Origin of the sequence: Alcanivorax sp. (genome assembly GCF_019431375.1) — a bacterium.
Taxonomy (GTDB): Bacteria; Pseudomonadota; Gammaproteobacteria; order Pseudomonadales; family Alcanivoracaceae; genus Alcanivorax; species Alcanivorax jadensis_A.
Map to the genome: position 1 here is coordinate 851,504 of NZ_CP080267.1, position 19,370 is coordinate 870,873.

Genomic DNA, 19,370 nt, shown 5'->3' on the forward strand with positions numbered 1-19,370 from the left:
ACAATGAAATTCCGCCGTCTTATCACGGTTTCCGCGCTCACTACCGGGCTTGTGGCCTGCGCCACCTCACCACTGGGTCGCAATCAGTTCTTATTGATGCCCGCCGATCAGATGGACGAGATGGGAAGCACTGCCTATGCACAGATGAAGGAGGAAAAGCCACAGAGCAAGGACAATCGTGAAGTGAACTACGTCCTTTGCGTGAGCAATGCCATCACCAACACTTTGGCTGGCAACCAGCAGTGGGAAGTGACCGTATTCCAGGAAGACAGCGCCAACGCTTTTGCCCTGCCCGGGGGAAAGATCGGCGTGCATACGGGGCTACTGAAAGTGGCCAAGAATCAGAGCCAGCTTGCCGCCGTAATCGGTCATGAAATTGGCCATGTGCAGGCTCAGCATTCCAACGAGCGCGTGTCCCTGCAGTATGCCACCCAGAGCGGCATGCAGCTGCTGGGGGCTCTTGCTGGCCAGGATACCGCAGCCAAACAGGGAGTGATGGCAGCCCTGGGGGTGGGCGCAGAATATGGTCTTGCCCTGCCCTTCAGCCGGAAGCATGAAGCCGAGGCAGATATCATTGGCCTGCAACTGATGGCCCAGGCCGGTTTCGATCCCCGGGAAAGCGTGAACCTGTGGCAGAACATGGCGGCAGCCAATGGTGGCAACGAGCCACCGGAGTTCATGTCCACCCACCCCTCAAATTCCACCCGCATTGACGGCCTGCGCGCGCGCATACCGGAAGTGATGCCGCTGTATCAGCAGGCCCAGGCGGCGGGACGTAAACCGCAGTGCGGGTGAGGAAAGCTACGAGCTGCTAGCCACTAGCTTCTAGTAAAAGCGAAGACCTCATAAAAGAAAACGCAGCCCCATGGCTGCGTTTTTCCTTTCTAGTAGCTAGTAGCTCGAAGCTGTTAGCTGTAGTAAGCGTTATCCGTGACGGTGTGGTCGGTCTTGTCGCGGACACCGGTCAGGTCCGGCACGCGCTCTTTGAGGGTCTTTTCCACGCCGTCGCGCAGGGTCACATCCACCACGGAGCAGCCCTGGCAACCGCCGCCGAATTCCAGCACGGCCACGTTATCCTCAGTCAGCTCCAGTAACTGGACGCTGCCGCCGTGGGCCGCCAGGTTGGGATTGATCTCGGCATACAGCACGTAATTGATCTTTTCTTCGATGCTGGCATCTTCGCTGATATCGGGCACCCGGGATTTCGGGGCACGGAAAGTGAGCTGGCCGCCCATGCTGTCCTTTTTGTAGTCGATCACCGCATCTTCCAGGTAGCGCACGCTCTTGCCTTCCACCCAGGCATGAAAGCCCTCGTAGTCATAGCGCACGTCGCTGTCTTCCTGCTCGCCATCCGGGCAATAGGCCATGCAGCACTCTGCATGAGGGGTGCCAGGACGCTCAACAAAAATGCGCACGCCGATATCGCCCTGGTCCTGCTTGCCCAACAGGTCACGCAAGTAGTCCTGGGCGGTTTCGGTAATGTCGATCAACTGCTCTGCCATCATGATTCCTGTTCGGGATGAATGGCCACCTGGGGGTGGTAATGCTTTCCTGACTATTTTAGTCAGGTACTCAGCAGTTGCAATGGTGCCGTGGTGAAGCGAATTCAACCCTGACCCTCCGCGCTGTTACCCAGCGCCCGGCAAGCGTACAATGACTGGTGCAGTTATAACGTTTAGCCAATCGCCAAAACGCAGGATTCTCCATGTCCGAGCAGGATCACACCTCCACCGATCAAGAAAAGAAACCCACCCTGATCCAGACCATCAGCAGCATTCTGGCCGCTTTGTTCGGTGTCCAGAGCTCGAAAAACCGCGAGCGCGACTTTACCAAGGGCGATGCCGGTAACTATATCGGTGTCTATGTAGTGCTGGTTCTGGCGCTGGTCATCGGTATGATCGTCACCGTGAATATGGTGCTGGACGCGGCCGCTAAATAAGTCTGGTTTCATGAGCCCCCGTTATAGCGATATGCCAAGATATTTCTTTTCACTATAAGGGCGCTTTGTTAGAGTGCCGCTCTCCCTCCCCCGAGGGCGACGCTTACTTGTTGAATTTCAAGCATAAAGGACGGTGAATCGGTCCCATGTACGTCTATCAGGAACATGACCAGCAACTGCTGGAAGAGCGGGTTGCGCAGTATCGCGACCAGACCCGCCGTTATCTGGCTGGAGAATTGAGCGAAGACGAGTTTCTCGCCCTGCGTCTCCAGAACGGCCTCTATATTCAACGTTATGCGCCGATGCTGCGCATTTCCGTTCCTTATGGCTTACTGGCGAGCCGTCAGTTGCGCCGTCTGGCTCATATTGTGCGCACCTATGACAAGGGCTTCTGCCACGTCAGCACACGCCAGAATATTCAGCTGAACTGGCCTTCTGTGGAAGAGGTGCCGGATATTCTTGCCGAGCTGGCTGAGGTGCAGATGCACGCCATTCAGACCAGTGGTAACTGTATCCGTAACATCACCACTGATGAATTCGCTGGCGTGAACCCGAAGGAAATTGAAGATCCGCGCCCCTGGTGTGAAATCATTCGCCAGTGGTCCACCTTCAACCCGGAATTCGCCTACCTGCCGCGTAAATTCAAGATTGCCGTGAATGCAGTCCCCGACGCGGACCCGGCCCTGATCGGCGTCCACGATATCGGCGTACAACTGGTTCACGATGCCAACGGCGAGACCGGGTTCCAGGTTTGGGCTGGTGGCGGCCTCGGCCGTACCCCCATGACCGGCTCCGTCATCGGCGAGTTTGTCCCCTGGCAGGACCTGTTGCCCTACCTGGAGTCAATCCTGCGGGTGTACAACAAGTACGGTAACCGGGACAACAAGTACAAGGCCCGCATCAAGATTCTGGTGAAGGCTCTGGGGGCCGACAAGTACCGGGAACTGGTGGAACAGGAATTCGCCGAGCTGAAAGGCGGCCCAATGACCCTGACCACGGAAGAAGTGGAACGCATCCAGTCCTGCTTCTCTGCCCCGGATTACCAGTCCGTGGATACTGCCGCTCTGGATGCCAAACTGGCCGAAGACAAGGCGTTCAGCCGCTGGTATCACACCAATACCCGCGCCCACAAACAGGCCGGTTATCGTGCCGTTACCCTGACCCTGAAGAAAACCGGTCGGGTTCCCGGCGACATCAGCGACGAGCAGCTGGAAGCCGTGGCCGATCTGGCGGACCAGTACAGCTTCGGCGTGCTGCGCAACAGCCACCAGCAGAACATGGTACTGGCTGACGTGGCCGCCTCGGATCTCTACGATCTGTGGAAAGCCCTGGATGCCCTCGGTTTCGCGACCCCGAACCTGGGCTTGATCACCGATATCGTGGCCTGCCCCGGCGGCGATCTGTGCGCCCTGGCCAACGCCAAATCCATCCCGGTGGCGGAATCCATCCAGCGTCGTTTCGACAATATGGATTACGTGCACGACCTGGGGCTCATCGACCTGAACATCTCCGGTTGCATGAACGCCTGTGGTCACCACCACATTGGCCACATCGGCATTCTCGGTGTGGACAAGAAAGGCAAGGAGTTCTACCAGGTCACCCTGGGCGGCCGTGGCGACAAGGAATCTCGTGTAGGTGAGAAACTGGGCCCATCCTTCGAGTCGGACCAGATCACCGATGTGGTAGAAAACATTATCAAGCTCTACGTGGAAAAACGCCTCGAAAACGAGCCGTTTATCGACACCTACGAGCGCATTGGCATGGAACCGTTCAAGGAGCGCATCTATGGGTAAGGTAATCATTGATGGCGCCATCGTGGACAACCAGTGGCAGCGCCTGGAAGCTGACGCTCTGGAAAACGGCGTACCGGCACAGGGCAAGATCATTGTGCCGCTGGCCTACTGGCAGGAAAATCGCGATGCCCTGATCGAGCGTGGCGATGTGGCTGTATGGCTGGCGCCCGGCGAAGAGCCCAAAGACCTGGAAGACGATCTGGCCAGCTTGCCGCTGGTGGCGATTCACTTCCCTGCCTTCAAGGACGGCCGCGGCTACTCCTATGCCCGTGAGCTGCGCACTCGCTACAACTTCGAGGGCGAAGTCCGCGCCACCGGCGACGTGTTGCGTGACCAGCTGTTCTACATGACCCGTTGCGGGTTCAATGCCTTTGAAATTCGCGAAGACCGCAGCATCGAAGATGCACTGCAAGGTCTGAAAGATTTCAGCGTCACCTACCAGGCTGACGTGAACGATCCAAGACCGATTTACCGCCGGGCCTGAACAACAGGCACATCAACGGTAGATACCGAACGCCGCTGGCTATAACCAGCGGCGTTTTCGCATCCAGATGGCGACGCCAACGGCAATCACTCCCACTCCGGAACAGAACCACCAGAAGGCGTTCGGATCCTCAACGCCTGGCAACCCACCCACATTGATACCGAACAGGCCGGTGAGAAAACCCAGTGGCAGGAACAATGCCGAAATGATCGCCAGCAGGTACATGCGATCATTAATTGCCTCGTTCTGCACCGAAAACACCTCCTCCTGCAGCAGGGTGGCATGCTCCCTGGCCGCATCCAGATCTTCCAGCAAGCGCTGCAGCCTGTCTGTAGCCTCACGGATCAACAGGGTATCCACCGCGGCAAACAGGCTTTCATTCTGCAGCTTGATCAGGGCTTCTCGCTGTGGCGCCAGATAACGCCGCAGGGTAATTGCACGGCGCCGCAACAAACTCAAATGTGACGTCAGGCTGGCAGTGGGGGATTCCTCCAGCTGCAGAGCACAGCCTTCCACTTCCAGCTCCAGATTCTCGATCACCTCCTCCATTCGCCAGATCAGCTGATCAATCAGTTCAGCCACCAGGGCACTGATGGAATCTGGCCCCTGCTGACTGTCCAGTGTCTGTCGCACTGCCTCCACACTGAGCAGCGTACGTTTTTGGGTACTGATAAGGCCGGTCGGTGACACCCACATGCGCAGAGCAATCATGTCCTCTGGCCGTGCACCGGGGTTAAGGTTGACGCCACGCAAATACACCAGCACGCCACCGGCCACTTCCGATGCACGTGGGCGAGTTTCCGCGGCCGTCAGCGCAGCAATAACAGCCTGCGGAATGGACTGCTGTTGCAACCACTGCTCGCTCTCTTCGCGGGTATAATCCAGATGAACCCAGTAGCTCGGTGTTTCAGTCAGTAGTTGCTGCGACCCCAGTGGCAGCGCCCCACCCTTAGCCGTCAACTGCAATGCGAATTTCAGCCAGTTGTTATTACTCATGGCGGCCAATGCCCCCTGTTCCTTGTTAACCATAGAATGCGTCAGCAAGTTTCTTCAGACAAATAAAAAAGCGCGGCTTCACCGCGCTTTTTTCAGTGCCCCCAAAGCGTTATTGGCTCAGGGCAAACGCACGACCACTCGCCCCTGAACACCGCCCTGGAGAATTTTTTCCACCCAGGCGTTTACACCATCAAGATCAACCTCATCCGCTTCCAGCAAAGACAGATCCGCAGGCATCCACTCGTCCGCGAGCAGCTGCCACATCTGTTGCTTGATCTCACAGGGCAACTCAACACTGTCTACGCCCAGCAGATTCACCCCGCGCAGAATGAACGGTAAAACCGTCATTTCCAGTTTAGGAGAAGCAGCCAGTCCACAGCACGCCGTTGAGCCCCCATATTTCAGGCTTTTCAGTGCCGTGCTCAACATATCACCACCGGCACAATCCACCGCTCCGGCCCAATTTTCTTTCAGCATCGGCTTTCCGGCATTTTCCAGAAAACTGTCGCGGCTGATCACCTCACTGGCCCCCAGGGACTTGAGCCACTGGTGTGATTCCGGCTTGCCACTCACTGCGGACACCGAGAAACCCAGTTTGGCCAGAATGGCCACACTGATGCTGCCCACCCCGCCGGTAGCACCGGTAACCAGCACCGGGCCCTGGTCAGGATTGAGACCGGTATCGAGCAGTGACTCCACGCACAAGGCAGCGGTCAATCCGGCGGTGCCCAGCACCATGGCATCTCGGGGAGCCAAGCCCTCAGGTAGAGGAACCAGCCATTCCGCCGGCACCCGGATGTACTGGCCATAGCCACCATCCGTATTCATGCCCAGGTCATAGCCGGTGCAGATGACGGCATCACCCACACTGAATGGGCCATTCGCGGTTTCCTCGACCACTCCTACTGCATCAATACCCGGCGTGTGAGGGAACTGACGGGTAACGCCCTTATTGCCGGTGGCAGAAAGGGCGTCCTTGTAGTTCAGGGACGACCAGTGCACCCGCACCAGCACACCCTCCTCCCCCAGATCGGCAAGCTCGCGTTCTTCAACAGCGTTTTCATAGCCGTTCTCGGTTTCACGGGTCAGCAGGGCTTGGAAACTCATGGTCGGAACTCCTCTAAAGCTACGAGCCGCTAGCTACTAGCTGTGAGACGCGGATAAAGGTCTCTTTAAACAGAAAACCCTGCCCGCGAAACAATGGTGTTACAGCCTTAGCCTTGGGCGCGGCGACAATACTCTCTCGCTTAGCAGCACGATGCCCGCGTCTCAAAGCTAGCAGCTCATAGCTCGCAGCTTATTTAATGAATCTGGCGCTGGCTGCCGCGGTGCCAAAATTTTTCCACGGCACGGTGCAGACTGGTCTCCAGGGAGAACCCCAGCCGCTCACCCAGCTTGCGCTTGGCTTCCCACTGTACCTGATAGAGAGAATGGCTTCCCTGGCGCAGTTGCAACAATTCGTCACTGGTCATGATCTCGTCCACCAGTCCCAGCTCCTTGGCCTGAGTGCCAAACCAGTGCTCGCCGGTGGCGACTTTGTCCAGGTCCAGACCACGACGGTTGTCACGGACAAAGGATTTGAAAAGCTGATGGGTTTCTTCCAGCTCTTCCTGGAACTTGGCGCGACCTTTCTCGGTGTTTTCACCCAGCATGGTCATGGTGCGCTTGTACTCTCCGGCTGTCATCAGCTCCACGTCGATGTCGTTCTTTTTCAACAAGCGGTGGAAATTGGGGATCTGGGCTACCACGCCGATAGAGCCGATCACCGCAAACGGCGCGGCAACGATACGGTCAGCGATACAGGCCATCATATAGCCGCCACTGGCGGCGACTTCGTCAACGGTCACGGTCAATTTGATACCGCTATTGCGGATACGGCGCAGCTGGGACGCTGCAAGGCCGTAGCTGTGCACCAGACCACCGGGGCTCTGCAAACGCACCAGCACTTCATCATTCTGTGTGGCTACTTGCAGCACAGCACTGATTTCCCGGCGCAGATGATCCACGGCACTGGCCTGCACATCGCCATCGAAATCCAGCACAAAAAGGCGCGGTTCCACCTTGTCCTCGGTTCCTGCCTTTTTCTTCTGCTTGGCTTCCAGCTTTTCCTGCTTGCGCTTGGCCTTATGTGCTTTCTTGTACTGAGCCTCTGGCAGTATTTCCGCTTCCAGAGAATCCTTGAGATCTTCGAATTCCTCATTCAGGTGGCGTACTTTCAGCTCCCCATCCTGGCCAGCCTTGTTGCGGCCCCGGGAAGCGGTGGCGGCGATACCGCCGATCACAAACAAGATCGCTACCACCAGGGTAACGACCTTGGCCAAAAACATGCCGTATTCGGATAAAAACGCAATCACTGGTTACCTGCTTGTCCGTAGGATTGGCACCTGTCCATGGGCGACAGATGAAAAGAAGTGGGATGATTCTACCTAAGAGAGCCGCAATGGGGTATGGCGGTCACCACAGGGAGGGACTGTGGTGACCGCAAAACCTCAATCCCAGCCGGAGATAGCCTGTTGGGCACTGCCGTTCATGGGGCGGGCTACCAGGCCGGTGGGGCCAGCATTAACCTCAAACAGGGCACCTTCTGCCATAGGCAAATAGGCAGCACTGCCATAGCTGGCGTCCACCAGCAGACTCCAGCCATCCCGGGCCATCTTCCAGACATCAATGCCTACAGGATCGCGGTGCAGGCTGTAGACGGTGCGGTCCAGTGAACGTTCGTCCTCAAGGGCGTAGTAGCGACCGGAGATGCGGTCCAGCTGGTAGCCTGGCTGCAGGCCCAGAAGACTGAAAGGCATTTTCCACTTGATAATGCGGGCGTCCAGTTGCCACTGATCCCCTTTCAGGCGGAAGTCCTCGGTGGTGCCGTCGGTGCGGGTGACGGTAGCGATAAAGGATTGCTCACCTGACTGGCGGAAGCTGACCGTAGCGACGGACACTTCCTGGGCGTATTCCCGGTAACCATAGATATTCAGGGCGAACAGACTCAGGTAGATGGCCAGCCCCACCATCATCAGCCCTGCGGTCCCTTTGAGCCATTGCATCAACCATTGCTGACGAAGCAGCACCCAGGCACCCAGCAAGACAAAAACTAGGCTGAAGATAAAGATCACCAGAGGCGCGAGAGTGTAGTTCATTGGTACTGTCCTTTATTTGAAGCGCACAACCCAATGGTCAATCAGGGTCCGGGCAATGCTGCCCGGTGGCGGAATCATGGGCAGGGACTGGTAATGGAACCAGTCCGCCGCCACTATCTCATCATCATCAATACAGATTTCCCCGCTGGCATAATCCGCATGGAAGCCCAGCATAAGGGAATGGGGAAACGGCCATGACTGACTGCTGAGGTATTGCAAGTTGGTCACTTCGATACCACTTTCTTCCCGAACCTCCCTGACAAGGGCCTGCTCCGCGGACTCCCCCGCTTCCATGAACCCCGCCAGGCAGGAGTACATGCCTTCCGGGAAACGGGTTGAGCGACCCAGCAGCGCATGCTCGCCACGGGTCACCAGGGCAATGATGCAGGGAGTGATTCTGGGATACTGAAAATAGCCACAGGCCTGGCAGGCCATTGCCAGATCCCTAGGGTGGGGTTCGGTGGGTGCGCCACAACGGCTGCAGAAACGGTGGTTCTTCTGCCAGCTGAGGAACTGCAGGGCACGGCTCACCATGGAGAATCCTGCCTCATCCAGGCCGCCGGAAATCAATCGCCGTAACGGCACCGGCTGCAGGGAACCGTCGTCAAGCTCATGGTTACTCAGCTCACAGACATAGCAGGGTTCGCCGTTCAACAGACCCAGATAGTAGTAATCTGGATGCTGACGAAGCATATAAGCCGGCAACACAGGAAATTGCCACTGATCGGCCGCAATCAGAACATTCTGCTCATGGATTACGTAGCATCTGGCGTGCTCAGCATCCTTGGGTTCGGGGCTGGAGAGATCAATCATGGGTATCAAGCCACTTTGGCCACCGGGTAACCCAGGGCTTTCATGCTTTCTTCCGCCACTTCAAGCACACCGTCACCGATGGGCTTCTGCTCTTCCATACTTTCCAGGTAGTAATCAACGCCAGTAAGGGCATCTGCGAGGGTTTCCATATTTTCCCGGGTGGGAGCCGCAGGGCCCTCAATGAGTTGGTGAACGATATATTTGTGGCATGCCTCAGTCACACCCCGGGCCCGTTGCAGCTCCAGGAACATCAGGCCGCCGGCGATAGATGCAAACGTGCCCGGCAAATTGGAAAGATGCATGGCATCCCAGTTGTTATCCATAAAGGAGCTGATAGAGCGCTTGGCCAAGGCCAGGCCGGCGCGACATTCCCCAACCACGGTCATCCGGGCATCATCCAGCTGATACAGGGAAATGCCACTATTGTTGCTGCCCCGATGGATGTCGTCTTCCGGCGTAATGCTGCGTTCCAGATTGGCTGCCACGTTTTCCACCATCAGCAGGTCATCCACAAGCGAATGGAATGCCGCACTCTCCACATTCTGGTCTGCGCGCCACTCATTAACCTTGGCCGCCTGATGCTTGATAACGCCAGCTTCATCATCCTTGCCGATCATGGCAAGGGTACTACCGAGTCGATTAAGACTGGCGGCCACAGACTGATAATTAGTATCGGCGACGCCCTGTGACGCCATATCCAGGCTTTCCTTGAGGTCACTGATTTCATCACGCATGGCACTGGCCACGGAGCGAATCACCGAGCCACTGGCACCGGTCATCAGCGCCAATTCACGCTGCAAAATGGCGTCGGAGACATCGTTATTCAGAGCAAACGCCTGCTTCACTTCTGCGACCACCCCCGCGTCCAGAGAAGACAGAGACACGAGATAGAGGCTTTCCTTGATCATTAACAACGGCGCTTCTTCACTGAGCGCCTGATCTCCGCCATAGACCAGCTTCTTCAATTGACGATCGTACTGAGACAACAGCGCCTTGCGAGCCGGCGTGATTGCCATGTCATCGCCGACCATTGCCGAGATGACAGCCTGGCCGATCCACAGGAACCGGCTGAGTCCACAATGACCGGCGGCACGATCCAGGCGAACCAGTGCCCTCCCCATCAGGCGGAGGTTTACCGAAGGGTTCTGGTCCCGTAGCACCCCCAACAGACCGGTCTGGTACATATGGCGTAATCGCCGGGCCAATGCCGGTAATTCGGAGCGAGGCAGGTCACTGTCCGGCGCTTGCGGGTTCCGCGGCCGGGACAGGTCGGCGCTGAAAAAGTGGCTTTCCTGGATCAACGCCTTGCCACCGGCCCGGCGCAACTCATTGATGCCACCGATCAGCAGGGCCGGCAGGGTACGATTCTTCAGCTGGACATAATCGAAATAGCGGGTGAGCAGAACAATGGCATTGCTCAGTGCCTGCACCCGTGCATCAGACTGCTTTTCACGCAGCTCCCGGGCAGCAAGAGACATCTCCTCACTCATCAAAGCCGCCGCGGGCAGCTCCACCACCTGACAGATACCCCGCAACTGCTGGAAGTCTTCGGCACAGCGTGCCAGCTCTTCCTGACGGGAGGGGTCGTCGGAAAACGCCTCCAGGCTGGTTTCCGCTTCCGTCAGGGTGGCGTCAATCGCTTCCTTGAGAAAAGTCAGGGAGGTGGTATTCGTTATGGCGACCATGGACTCTCCGCAAGCACCCAACTGTTATTATCATCGGTCGTACGCCGTGAAACCCCCGGATACGCCGCAATCCTCATGATAGAAGTGTCGACAGGCCGTTAAAAGCAGCTCGGGCTGACAAAAACAAATAACCCTGCTATCCGACCAACACGCCAGGCGGTTGATTTGTTGTGTGTCCCCTGGCTGACGCCCCCATCAAGACGGCAGAAAAAGGCTCCGGACTCTTTTCAACACCGGCCGGTAAGGGCGCGTCAACTTTTGCACGCCATCAAACAGTGCGTCAACTTTCATTTGTAAGCAACTGATTTATTGGTGATTTGTTAACCTGGCCACACTCTGAAAATAGCCTATTCATTACCACAGACCTGAACCAGGATTGATCCATGTCAATCCCGGCCATCGCCCACCCTCTTTATCCGGCAACTGCACTGTACTGGGGCACGGCAAATCCGTATGATTGCCGCCGCCTAAACCCCGTTCATCCCTCGCGCAGGATTCCGCCATGTCAGCCACGCTTGGCCGTGCCTTTTTGCACAATTTCCTTGGGCAAGCTCCCGCTTGGTACAAATACACCATCATCGCCTTTCTGGCCGTCAATCCGCTGATCCACCTGACGTTGGGTCCGGTTGTCGCCGGGTGGCTGCTGTTGGCCGAGTTCATCTTTACCCTGGCCATGGCGCTCAAGTGCTACCCGCTACAACCGGGTGGCCTGCTTGCCATCGAAGCAGTACTGATCGGGCTGACCTCTGCAGAGACGGTACTGCACAAGGTGGAAAGCAATCTGGAAGTGATGCTGCTGTTGATTTTCATGGTGGCGGGGATTTTCTTCCTCAAGGATCTACTCCTGTTCCTGTTCACCCGCATTCTGCTCGGGGTGAAATCCAAGGTACGCCTGAGCCTGCTGTTCTGTGTCGCAGCAGCCATTCTCTCTGCGTTTCTGGATGCGCTCACCGTTACCGCCGTGGTTATCGCGGTATGTACCGGCTTTTACGGCATCTACCATAAGGTCGCCTCCGGCAAGAGCTTTCAGCAGAAACACGATCATGGTGACGACACCAGCGTTGAAGACCTGCACCGCGAGGATCTGCGCCGCTTCCGCGCCTTCCTGCGCAGCCTGTTGATGCACGCAGCGGTTGGCACTGCCTTGGGCGGGGTCTGCACCCTGGTGGGCGAACCCCAGAACCTGCTCATCGCCAACAAGGCTGGCTGGGAATTCGGCGAGTTTTTCCTGCGCATGGCACCTATTACCCTGCCCGTGCTGGTGATGGGCCTTCTCACCTGCGTGTTCCTGGAAATCAGTGGCAGCTTCGGCTACGGCGAAGATATCCCGGAAAAGGTGCGTGGCATCATGCGCCAATACGCGCTGGAACAGGACCGCAAGCGCACCGTGCAGAACCGGGCAGCACTGGTGATACAAGCGCTCACCGCCGTGTGGCTGGTTGTCGGCCTGGCTACACATGCCGCCTCGGTAGGGCTGGTAGGCCTGACAGTGATTATTCTGGCCACCTCTTTTACCGGCATCATCGAGGAGCACCGCCTGGGAGCGGCGTTTGAGGAAGCCTTGCCATTTACCGCGCTGCTGACGGTGTTTTTCGCTGTAGTAGCTGTGATTGCAGATCAGCAGCTCTTTGCTCCGGTAATTGAATATGTGCTGAGTCTGGAAAAACAGATTCAGGGACCCGCCTTCTATGTGGCCAACGGGGTGCTGTCGGCGGTGTCCGATAACGTCTTTGTGGCTACGGTCTATGTGGATGAGGTAGGCCAGGCACTATTGAAAGGCGAAATCGACAGAGATACCTTCGACCTGCTGGCTGTGGCCATCAACACCGGCACAAATATTCCCTCGGTTGCCACCCCTAATGGCCAGGCAGCCTTCCTGTTTCTGCTGACCTCGGCGCTGGCGCCACTGGTGCGGTTGTCCTACGGACGAATGGTGGTAATGGCCCTGCCCTACACCATCGTCATGTCCGTTACCGGCCTGCTCATGTCGATGATGGCACTGGGGCCAGCTACGGATTATCTCTACGAGAATGGCTGGATCGAACACCACGATGTGAGTGAGTTCCAGGTGTCCCCGGGCAAGACACACTAAACCACGCCTCAGGGGACAAGTGGCAAGACGCTTTTTCGAATCAGGCGTTTTATGCTTGTCCGGCCAGGGCTCAAGTGGCGGCCCGCTTCACTGCAGCGGGCTTTCTTCTTTCTGGCGATCCCAGAGGGTCGCCTCACCGTTACTGTCCGCAATGGCTGCCAGCTTGTCCCGGTGTCGCTGCAGTTCCTGGTCGGAGGCTCTCACCACTTTCAATGCCGGGCGCTGGCCATCCAGCCTGCGAATGGCCTCCGCAGCCATCTCTCCGCCCTGCTCCCCACTGTCACTACCATCGAGAGACAGCCGGGTCTGGCCACCGGTCATGGCCAGGTAGACGTCGGCAAGGATCTCCGCATCCAGCAAGGCCCCGTGCAGCTCCCGGTGGCTGTTTTCCACACCATAGCGTCGACACAACGCATCCAGGTTGTTCTTCTGCCCCGGGTGTTTCTGGCGAGCCATCACCAGGGTATCGAGAACGCCACAGCGTTGCTCGATGGTGCCATAGCGACTGCCAAGGCGGCGCAATTCGTGGTTCAGAAAGCCCACATCGAAGGGGGCATTATGGATCACCAGTTCCGCACCATCCACGAAGGCCATGAATTCATCGACAACCTTGTCGAAGGTGGGCTTGTCCGCCAGGAACTCGGTGCTGATGCCGTGCACGGCCAGGGCACCTTCATCAATCTCGCGCTGGGGATTGAGATACAAATGCAGGCTGTTACCAGTAAGCCGCCGATTGACGACTTCGACACAACCGATTTCGATCACCCGGTGGCCATCGTTGGGCTCAAGGCCGGTGGTTTCCGTATCCAGTACTACCTGACGCATTAGCTCGGCATTCCTTTTTTCTGAAGAAGTTCATCAATGCCACGGTTGGCAAGCGCATCGGCTTTTTCGTTCTCGGGATGCCCGCTGTGGCCTTTCACCCATTGCCACTCAATGGAGTGTTTGCCGCAGGCCGCATCCAGTCGCCGCCACAGATCCGCATTCTTTACCGGCTGCCTGGAAGCGGTTTTCCAGCCCCGTTTTTTCCAGTTGGCCATCCACTGGGTGATGCCATCCATGACATAGCGCGAGTCCGTTGTCAGCACCACCTTGCAGGGTTGGGTCAGGGCTTCGAGGGCCATAATAGCGGCCATCAGCTCCATACGGTTGTTGGTGGTATCGGGTTCACCACCGAACAGGGTCTTTTCGGTGGTGCCGTAACGCATCACCGCACCCCAGCCACCAGGGCCAGGGTTACCGCGGCAGGCGCCGTCGGTGAAAATAATCACTTGCTTCAATGAATCAGGACTCCTTGTTTTGCTGTCCCCAGCGGGCGACCGGTACCGGAACCACGGTATTGCGCGGCACCTTGTGTTGCCTGTCGGGCAACAGCTTGGCGATGCCGGCCCGTTTGCGGGCAACCAGCAAATAGGCATTGCCGTGGCGAGGCCAAAGCAGGCTACCCAGCCACTCCAGCAGGCGCAGGCGCTCCCGGCCACGGTCGGAAAGCGGCATAGTATAGAAGCCACTGGCCATGCCATCGACCTCAAATCCCAATACTTGCAACCAGTCAGTGAGACGGGTGGGCCGGTAAAAGCGCCCGGACCAGCCCGGCCGGCTCCGCCAGAAGAACCAGCGCGCCAGGCCCATCAGGCTGATCGGATGAAAGCCGATAATGGCCACCTTGCCGCCCGGCGCGATGCTTCGGGTGGCTTCGCGCAACACCTGGTGGGGATCCTGACTAAAGTCCATGACATGGTGAAGCAGAAGCAGATCCACGCTGGCCTTGGCCAGGGGCAACAGCTCCAGACGGGCGCGAACCCGGGTGCCACCGAAGCCCTGGGTAGAGATGCTGGTCTGCCAGGGTAGCGGGCTCTCGGCCAGCATATCCCGGCCACTGCCGCTGTACAGGGCCACCGCCCGCTGACCGGCCTGACTGCGCAGCCATTCACCGAGCATGTCGCGCTCGGCAGCCAGCAAGGCCTGGCCCGGCTCGCTGTCCAGCCAGTTGTCAAAATTGCGCCCCAACTCAGGGGAGGAGGCATTATAGGAAATACGGTTGAGTGGAGGCAGCTGCATGACGGACAATGACTCCTGATCACAAAAGATTGCCGGCCCTTTAGAACCTATCTAGGAGCGTAGCACGACATGCTGCACAGCCCCACTGCCATCCCCGCATTTAAAGACAATTACATCTGGGCGATCCGCCAGGAGGATCGCTGCGTGGTTGTAGACCCGGGCGATGCCGCACCGGTGGAGCAGTTCCTGAAGGAAAACGGACTGCAACTCACCAGCATTCTGGTGACTCACCATCACCCGGATCATGTGGGCGGCATTCCCGCGCTGCTCAAGGAAAGGGATATTCCCGTCTATGGGCCCGCCCGGGAAACCATCCCCGGGATGACGCACCCCCTTGCCGAGGGCGACACCATTCAACCGGCCGGGGTGGATATGACCCTGACGGTGATGGAAGTCCCCGGTCATACCCTGGGGCATATCGCCTTCCACGACGCCGAACAGAGCTGGCTGTTCTGCGGTGACACCCTGTTCGCCGGCGGCTGTGGCCGTCTGTTCGAAGGCACCCCGGAGCAGATGCACGACTCGCTGCAGCGCCTGGCCAGCCTGCCGGCCAAAACCCTGGTGTTTTGTACCCATGAATACACCCTCGCCAACCTGACCTTTGCCGCCGCGGTCACTCCGGATGACGACGCCGTGACTGAGCGGCTTGAAAGCGTACGCCAGGCTCGCGAGGCAGGCCGGATCACCCTGCCCTCCACTCTGGAAGAGGAAGCCCGCAGCAACCCGTTCCTGCGCGCCCACGAGCCGGCCCTCAAGCGCGCCTGTGAAGCCCGTGAAACCGGGGCTTCCGCCACTGATATGCAGTGTTTTGCCACCTTGCGTCGCTGGAAAGACAACTTTTAGCTGACATTGCTTGTGGGGCCCCTTTCCATACCCCTAAAATGAATGAAATATTTTGCTGTCGCTATTTTTATGAAAAAAATTACTACTCTCGCCCTGTGTCTGGGCCTGGGAGTCCTGGGTGGCTGTGCCTCGAATCAGTCCCTGGATGAGCTTCCTCCCATGCCCGCCGCCGAACCGTCAGTGGACGATGTCAATCTTGCCAACGGCATGGATGAACCGAACCCACTGGACAACACCCCGGACGAAGCTGATCAAAGCAACGACTTATGGGCAAGACTGCGTAAAGGCTACGGCCTTGACCTGACTGTAGAAAATGACCGTATTCGCGTTCAGCGCGACTGGTATGCCCGCCACCCGCAATATTTCACCCGGGTCACCACCCGCTCAGAACGTTACCTGCATTACATCATCGAGCAAGCAGAAGCGCGCAACATGCCATTGGAGCTGGCGCTGCTTCCCATTGTAGAGAGCGCCTTCGACCCATTTGCGTACTCCCACGGCAGAGCGGCCGGCCCCTGGCAATTCATTCCATCGACCGGTGATTATTTCGGCATGAAGCGCACCTGGTGGGAAGACCAGCGGCGGGACATCCTCAAATCCACCAATGCGGCGCTGGATTACCTGCAAAAGCTGTCGAACCGTTTTGATGGTGACTGGCTGCTGGCTCTGGCGTCCTATAATGCCGGCGGTGGTACCGTATCACGCGCCATCCGACGCAACGAAGAAGCTGGCAGGCCAACGGATTTCTGGCACCTGGACCTGCCGCGGGAAACTACCGCCTACGTACCCAAACTGCTGGCTATTGCCCAGATCGTACAGGCCCCGGAGACCTACGGCGTCACGCTTCACCCGATCCAGAACGAGGCCTACTTCAGCACCGTGGAAACCGGCGGTCAGATTGATCTGACCCAGGCCGCCCGACTCGCAGATATATCCGTAGAAGAACTCTATCTGCTCAACCCTTCTTTCAACCGTTGGGCAACCTCACCGGATGGTCCTCACCGTCTTCTGGTGCCGGTTGATCGGGAAGAGCGCTTCCGTACCGGGCTGGCCGAATTGCCGGAAGGCCAACGGATGCAATGGGTCCGTTACGAAATTCGTCCCGGGGACAACCTGGGCGCGATTGCGCGCAAACACCGCACCACACCGCAGGTCCTGCGCAGCATCAACAAGCTGAACGGCAACACCATCATCGCCGGGCGCACCCTGCTGATTCCCGGGCCCTCGTCCGGAAAAGGCGACTACAGCCTCAGTGAAGAGGCACGACTGGCTGCCAACCAATCCCGGCAACGCAAAGGCCGACAACGGGTCAATTACACCGTGCAGTCCGGCGATACCCTGTGGGACATTTCGCGCCGCTACGATGTGGGCGTGAAGGAACTGGCCAAGTGGAACAACATGGCCCCCGGTGACAGGCTGCGTATCGGTCAATCCCTGGCTGTGTGGAGCGAATCCAGCCAGGGCGGCACCGTCACTCCTGCGAAAGATGACAAGATGGTGCGCAAGCTACGCTATGCCGTACGCAGTGGAGACTCCTTGTATGCCATTGCAGACCGCTTTAATGTATCGGTGAATGACATCAAGAGCTGGAACGACCGAGTAGCCAGCAATCGTTACATTAAACCCGGGCAACGGCTGACACTCTACGTTGATATTCGCAAAACATTCTAGAACCGCTCTGGCCCTTGTGGCCCTGCTCCTCGGCGTGGCCAGCCACGCCGAGGTAACCCGCAGCCACGGCTATCATCCCTTCGGCAACCTCAAATACCCTGCCGATTTTCAGCACCTTGCCTACGTCAATCCCGATGCCCCCAAAGGCGGCACCCTGCGGCTTTATGGCCAGGGCACCTTTGACAGCCTCAACCCGTATATTCTCAAGGGTATCAGCCCGGCTGATACCCCCGGCATGCAGATGTACGGCGTCACCGAACTGGCCGACAGCCTGCTGATGGGCAACCAGTCCCATAATCGCCTTGGCGATGAAGCAGGCGCCGCCTACGGCCTGATCGCTGAATGGGTGGAATATCCTGAAGACCGGAGCTGGGCCACTTTCCGCATCCGCGAACAGGCCCGCTTCCATGATGGCCACCCGATCCGGGCCGAGGATGTGGTGTTCAGCTTTGACATTCTGCTCAGCAAGGGCAAACCCGAGTACACCCTGCAACTGGCGGACCTGGCCAGTGTCGAGGCACTGGATCCTCTCACCGTCAAGTTCACCTTCAAGGAAAGCCGCAAGGATTTACCCCTGGTGGTCGGTTCGATCCCCATCCTGCCCAGACATTATTGGGAAAAAAACGATTTCGAGCGGGCAACCCTTACCCCGGCATTGTCCAGCGGCCCTTATCAGGTCAGTTCGGTCAAACCTGGCAAGCAGGTGGTGTTTCAGCGGGTCAAGGACTACTGGGCAGCGGACCTGCCGGTTAACCGCGGACGCTACAACTTTCACCAGGTGGTCTTCGAGTTTTTCCGCGATGCAGACGTGGCTTTCGAGGCCTTCAAATCCGGTGATTATGACCTGCATTACGATTACAGTTCGAAGCATTGGGCTACTGCCTACGATTTTGCTGCCGTGAAACAGGGTCAGATCATCAAACAGGAAATTCCTCACCAGATGCCTCGACCGGTGCAGGCTTTCTTTTTCAATACCCGCAAAGCCCCGTTTAATGACCTGAATGTGCGCAAGGCCGCCAGCCTGCTATTTGACTTTGAATGGTCCAATCGCAACCTGTTCAGCAATGCCTATACTCGCACCGTCAGCTGGTTCCCCAACAGCCCCTACTCTGCGCCGGTTCCCGCCACGTCCAAAGAGCAAGACCTGCTGGCGGATCAGGCGGAACACCTGCCGGACAATTTCTTCACTGCCGACATCCATCCCCCGGTGAATGACGGCAGTGGCCAGATCCGCAATCGCATGCGCGAAGCGCTATCGCTGCTACAGGCCAGCGGTTGGCGCCTGCAGGATCACAAGCTGGTCAATGCACAAGGCAAGCCTTTACGTTTTACTGTCCTCAATTCCCATAACCCCGGCATTTACCGCATCCTTGCCCCCTGGTTCCGTAACCTGAAGCGACTGGGCATTGAAGCCGACTATCGGGAAGTGGAGCCCGCCGCCTACAAGGAGCGCCTGGACAACTTTGACTATGATGTGGTGCTGTTTGTACTGCCGATGCGGGACTACCCCGGGCCGGAGCTGACCAATTATTTCGCGTCAAGCAGTGCGGATATCATCGGCAGCAAGAACCTGGCGGGCATCAGCCATCCGGTTATCGATTATCTGATTCGCACCGCCCACTCTGCAAAAGAAGAGGCAGACTATGTCCTGAGCCTGCAAGCACTGGACCGGATGTTGCGCTACCAGCATTACGGCGTCCTGAATTACCATATCCGCCATCACCGGGTTGCCTGGTGGGACAGATTTTCCCGGCCTTCGGAACCGATACCGTTCGGGTTGGGTCTGGATACCTGGTGGATGAAAAATAAATAATACGCGCACGCTTCACGTAGACATGCAACAAGACCGGCCTCGT

18 protein-coding genes are annotated in these 19,370 nt (G+C 57.7%); 8 read left to right on the plus strand and 10 right to left on the minus strand.

Annotation, left to right across the window (positions count from 1 at the left end; translation table 11 throughout):
- The first annotated feature begins 3 nt into the window (after positions 1-3).
- The gene (locus tag KZ772_RS03855) at positions 4-795 is read left to right on the plus strand and encodes a M48 family metallopeptidase (RefSeq protein ID WP_290538541.1); all 792 of its coding nucleotides are present in this window, start codon (positions 4-6) and stop codon (positions 793-795) included.
- Positions 796-908: 113 nt separating this feature from the next.
- Here the strand turns inward: KZ772_RS03855 and nfuA are convergent, their stop codons facing one another.
- Complete coding sequence (gene nfuA / locus KZ772_RS03860) at positions 909-1,505, minus strand: Fe-S biogenesis protein NfuA (RefSeq protein WP_290538542.1); 597 nt, start codon at positions 1,503-1,505, stop codon at positions 909-911.
- Between the two features lie 200 nt (positions 1,506-1,705).
- On the opposite strand from nfuA, the gene KZ772_RS03865 reads away from it, so the two are divergent.
- The 3 genes from KZ772_RS03865 (at position 1,706) to KZ772_RS03875 (ending at position 4,216) form a co-directional block, all read left to right on the plus strand.
- Complete coding sequence (locus KZ772_RS03865) at positions 1,706-1,939, plus strand: DUF2970 domain-containing protein (protein WP_290538543.1); 234 nt, start codon at positions 1,706-1,708, stop codon at positions 1,937-1,939.
- Between the two features lie 146 nt (positions 1,940-2,085).
- Positions 2,086-3,732, plus strand: a complete 1,647-nt coding sequence (locus tag KZ772_RS03870) for a nitrite/sulfite reductase (protein WP_290538544.1) — start codon at positions 2,086-2,088, stop codon at positions 3,730-3,732.
- Positions 3,725-4,216, plus strand: a complete 492-nt coding sequence (locus tag KZ772_RS03875) for a DUF934 domain-containing protein (protein ID WP_290538545.1) — start codon at positions 3,725-3,727, stop codon at positions 4,214-4,216. Before KZ772_RS03870 ends, KZ772_RS03875 begins: the two co-directional genes overlap by 8 nt.
- A gap of 39 nt (positions 4,217-4,255) precedes the next feature.
- Here the strand turns inward: KZ772_RS03875 and KZ772_RS03880 are convergent, their stop codons facing one another.
- The 6 genes from KZ772_RS03880 to KZ772_RS03905 form a co-directional block, all read right to left on the minus strand.
- A complete protein-coding gene (locus KZ772_RS03880; protein ID WP_290538546.1) occupies positions 4,256-5,245 on the minus strand; it encodes a zinc transporter ZntB in 990 nt (329 codons plus the stop codon).
- An 84-nt stretch (positions 5,246-5,329) separates the two neighbouring features.
- Positions 5,330-6,319 carry a YhdH/YhfP family quinone oxidoreductase gene (locus KZ772_RS03885; RefSeq protein WP_290538547.1) on the minus strand — a complete coding sequence of 330 codons (990 nt, stop codon included), beginning with the start codon at positions 6,317-6,319 and terminating at the stop codon, positions 5,330-5,332.
- 194 nt (positions 6,320-6,513) lie between these two features.
- Positions 6,514-7,566: a protease SohB gene (gene sohB / locus KZ772_RS03890; protein WP_290538548.1), complete on the minus strand. Its 1,053-nt coding sequence runs from the start codon at positions 7,564-7,566 to the stop codon at positions 6,514-6,516.
- A 135-nt stretch (positions 7,567-7,701) separates the two neighbouring features.
- Positions 7,702-8,349: a hypothetical protein gene (locus tag KZ772_RS03895; protein ID WP_290538549.1), complete on the minus strand. Its 648-nt coding sequence runs from the start codon at positions 8,347-8,349 to the stop codon at positions 7,702-7,704.
- A 12-nt stretch (positions 8,350-8,361) separates the two neighbouring features.
- Entirely contained in the window at positions 8,362-9,162 is an 801-nt protein-coding gene (gene nudC, locus KZ772_RS03900) for an NAD(+) diphosphatase (protein WP_290538550.1), read from the minus strand.
- A 5-nt stretch (positions 9,163-9,167) separates the two neighbouring features.
- Positions 9,168-10,847 (minus strand): hypothetical protein, encoded by a 1,680-nt coding sequence (locus tag KZ772_RS03905; RefSeq protein WP_290538551.1) that lies wholly within the window; start codon positions 10,845-10,847, stop codon positions 9,168-9,170.
- Between the two features lie 502 nt (positions 10,848-11,349).
- Here KZ772_RS03905 and nhaB point away from each other — a divergent pair.
- The gene (nhaB, locus tag KZ772_RS03910; RefSeq protein ID WP_290538552.1) at positions 11,350-12,939 is read left to right on the plus strand and encodes a sodium/proton antiporter NhaB; all 1,590 of its coding nucleotides are present in this window, start codon (positions 11,350-11,352) and stop codon (positions 12,937-12,939) included.
- A gap of 87 nt (positions 12,940-13,026) precedes the next feature.
- Here nhaB and dnaQ read toward each other — a convergent pair whose 3' ends face one another.
- Genes dnaQ through KZ772_RS03925 form a run of 3 tightly spaced genes read right to left on the minus strand, consistent with a single transcriptional unit; the run spans position 13,027 to position 15,000 of the window.
- Positions 13,027-13,764, minus strand: coding sequence for a DNA polymerase III subunit epsilon (gene dnaQ / locus KZ772_RS03915; RefSeq protein ID WP_290538553.1), 738 nt, complete (start codon positions 13,762-13,764; stop codon positions 13,027-13,029).
- A complete protein-coding gene (gene rnhA, locus KZ772_RS03920; RefSeq protein ID WP_290538554.1) occupies positions 13,764-14,219 on the minus strand; it encodes a ribonuclease HI in 456 nt (151 codons plus the stop codon). The genes dnaQ and rnhA overlap by 1 nt, the downstream gene beginning before the upstream one ends.
- A 4-nt stretch (positions 14,220-14,223) precedes the next feature.
- A complete protein-coding gene (locus KZ772_RS03925; RefSeq protein ID WP_290538555.1) occupies positions 14,224-15,000 on the minus strand; it encodes a methyltransferase domain-containing protein in 777 nt (258 codons plus the stop codon).
- Between the two features lie 69 nt (positions 15,001-15,069).
- Between KZ772_RS03925 and gloB the strand changes: the two genes are divergently transcribed.
- The 3 genes from gloB to KZ772_RS03940 all read left to right on the plus strand — a co-directional run bounded on the left by gloB (position 15,070) and on the right by KZ772_RS03940 (position 19,327).
- Complete coding sequence (gene gloB / locus KZ772_RS03930) at positions 15,070-15,843, plus strand: hydroxyacylglutathione hydrolase (RefSeq protein ID WP_290538556.1); 774 nt, start codon at positions 15,070-15,072, stop codon at positions 15,841-15,843.
- Positions 15,844-15,912: 69 nt separating this feature from the next.
- A complete protein-coding gene (locus tag KZ772_RS03935) occupies positions 15,913-17,514 on the plus strand; it encodes a LysM peptidoglycan-binding domain-containing protein (RefSeq protein ID WP_290538557.1) in 1,602 nt (533 codons plus the stop codon).
- A gap of 16 nt (positions 17,515-17,530) precedes the next feature.
- Entirely contained in the window at positions 17,531-19,327 is a 1,797-nt protein-coding gene (locus KZ772_RS03940; protein ID WP_290538558.1) for an extracellular solute-binding protein, read from the plus strand.
- Positions 19,328-19,370 lie beyond the last annotated feature (43 nt).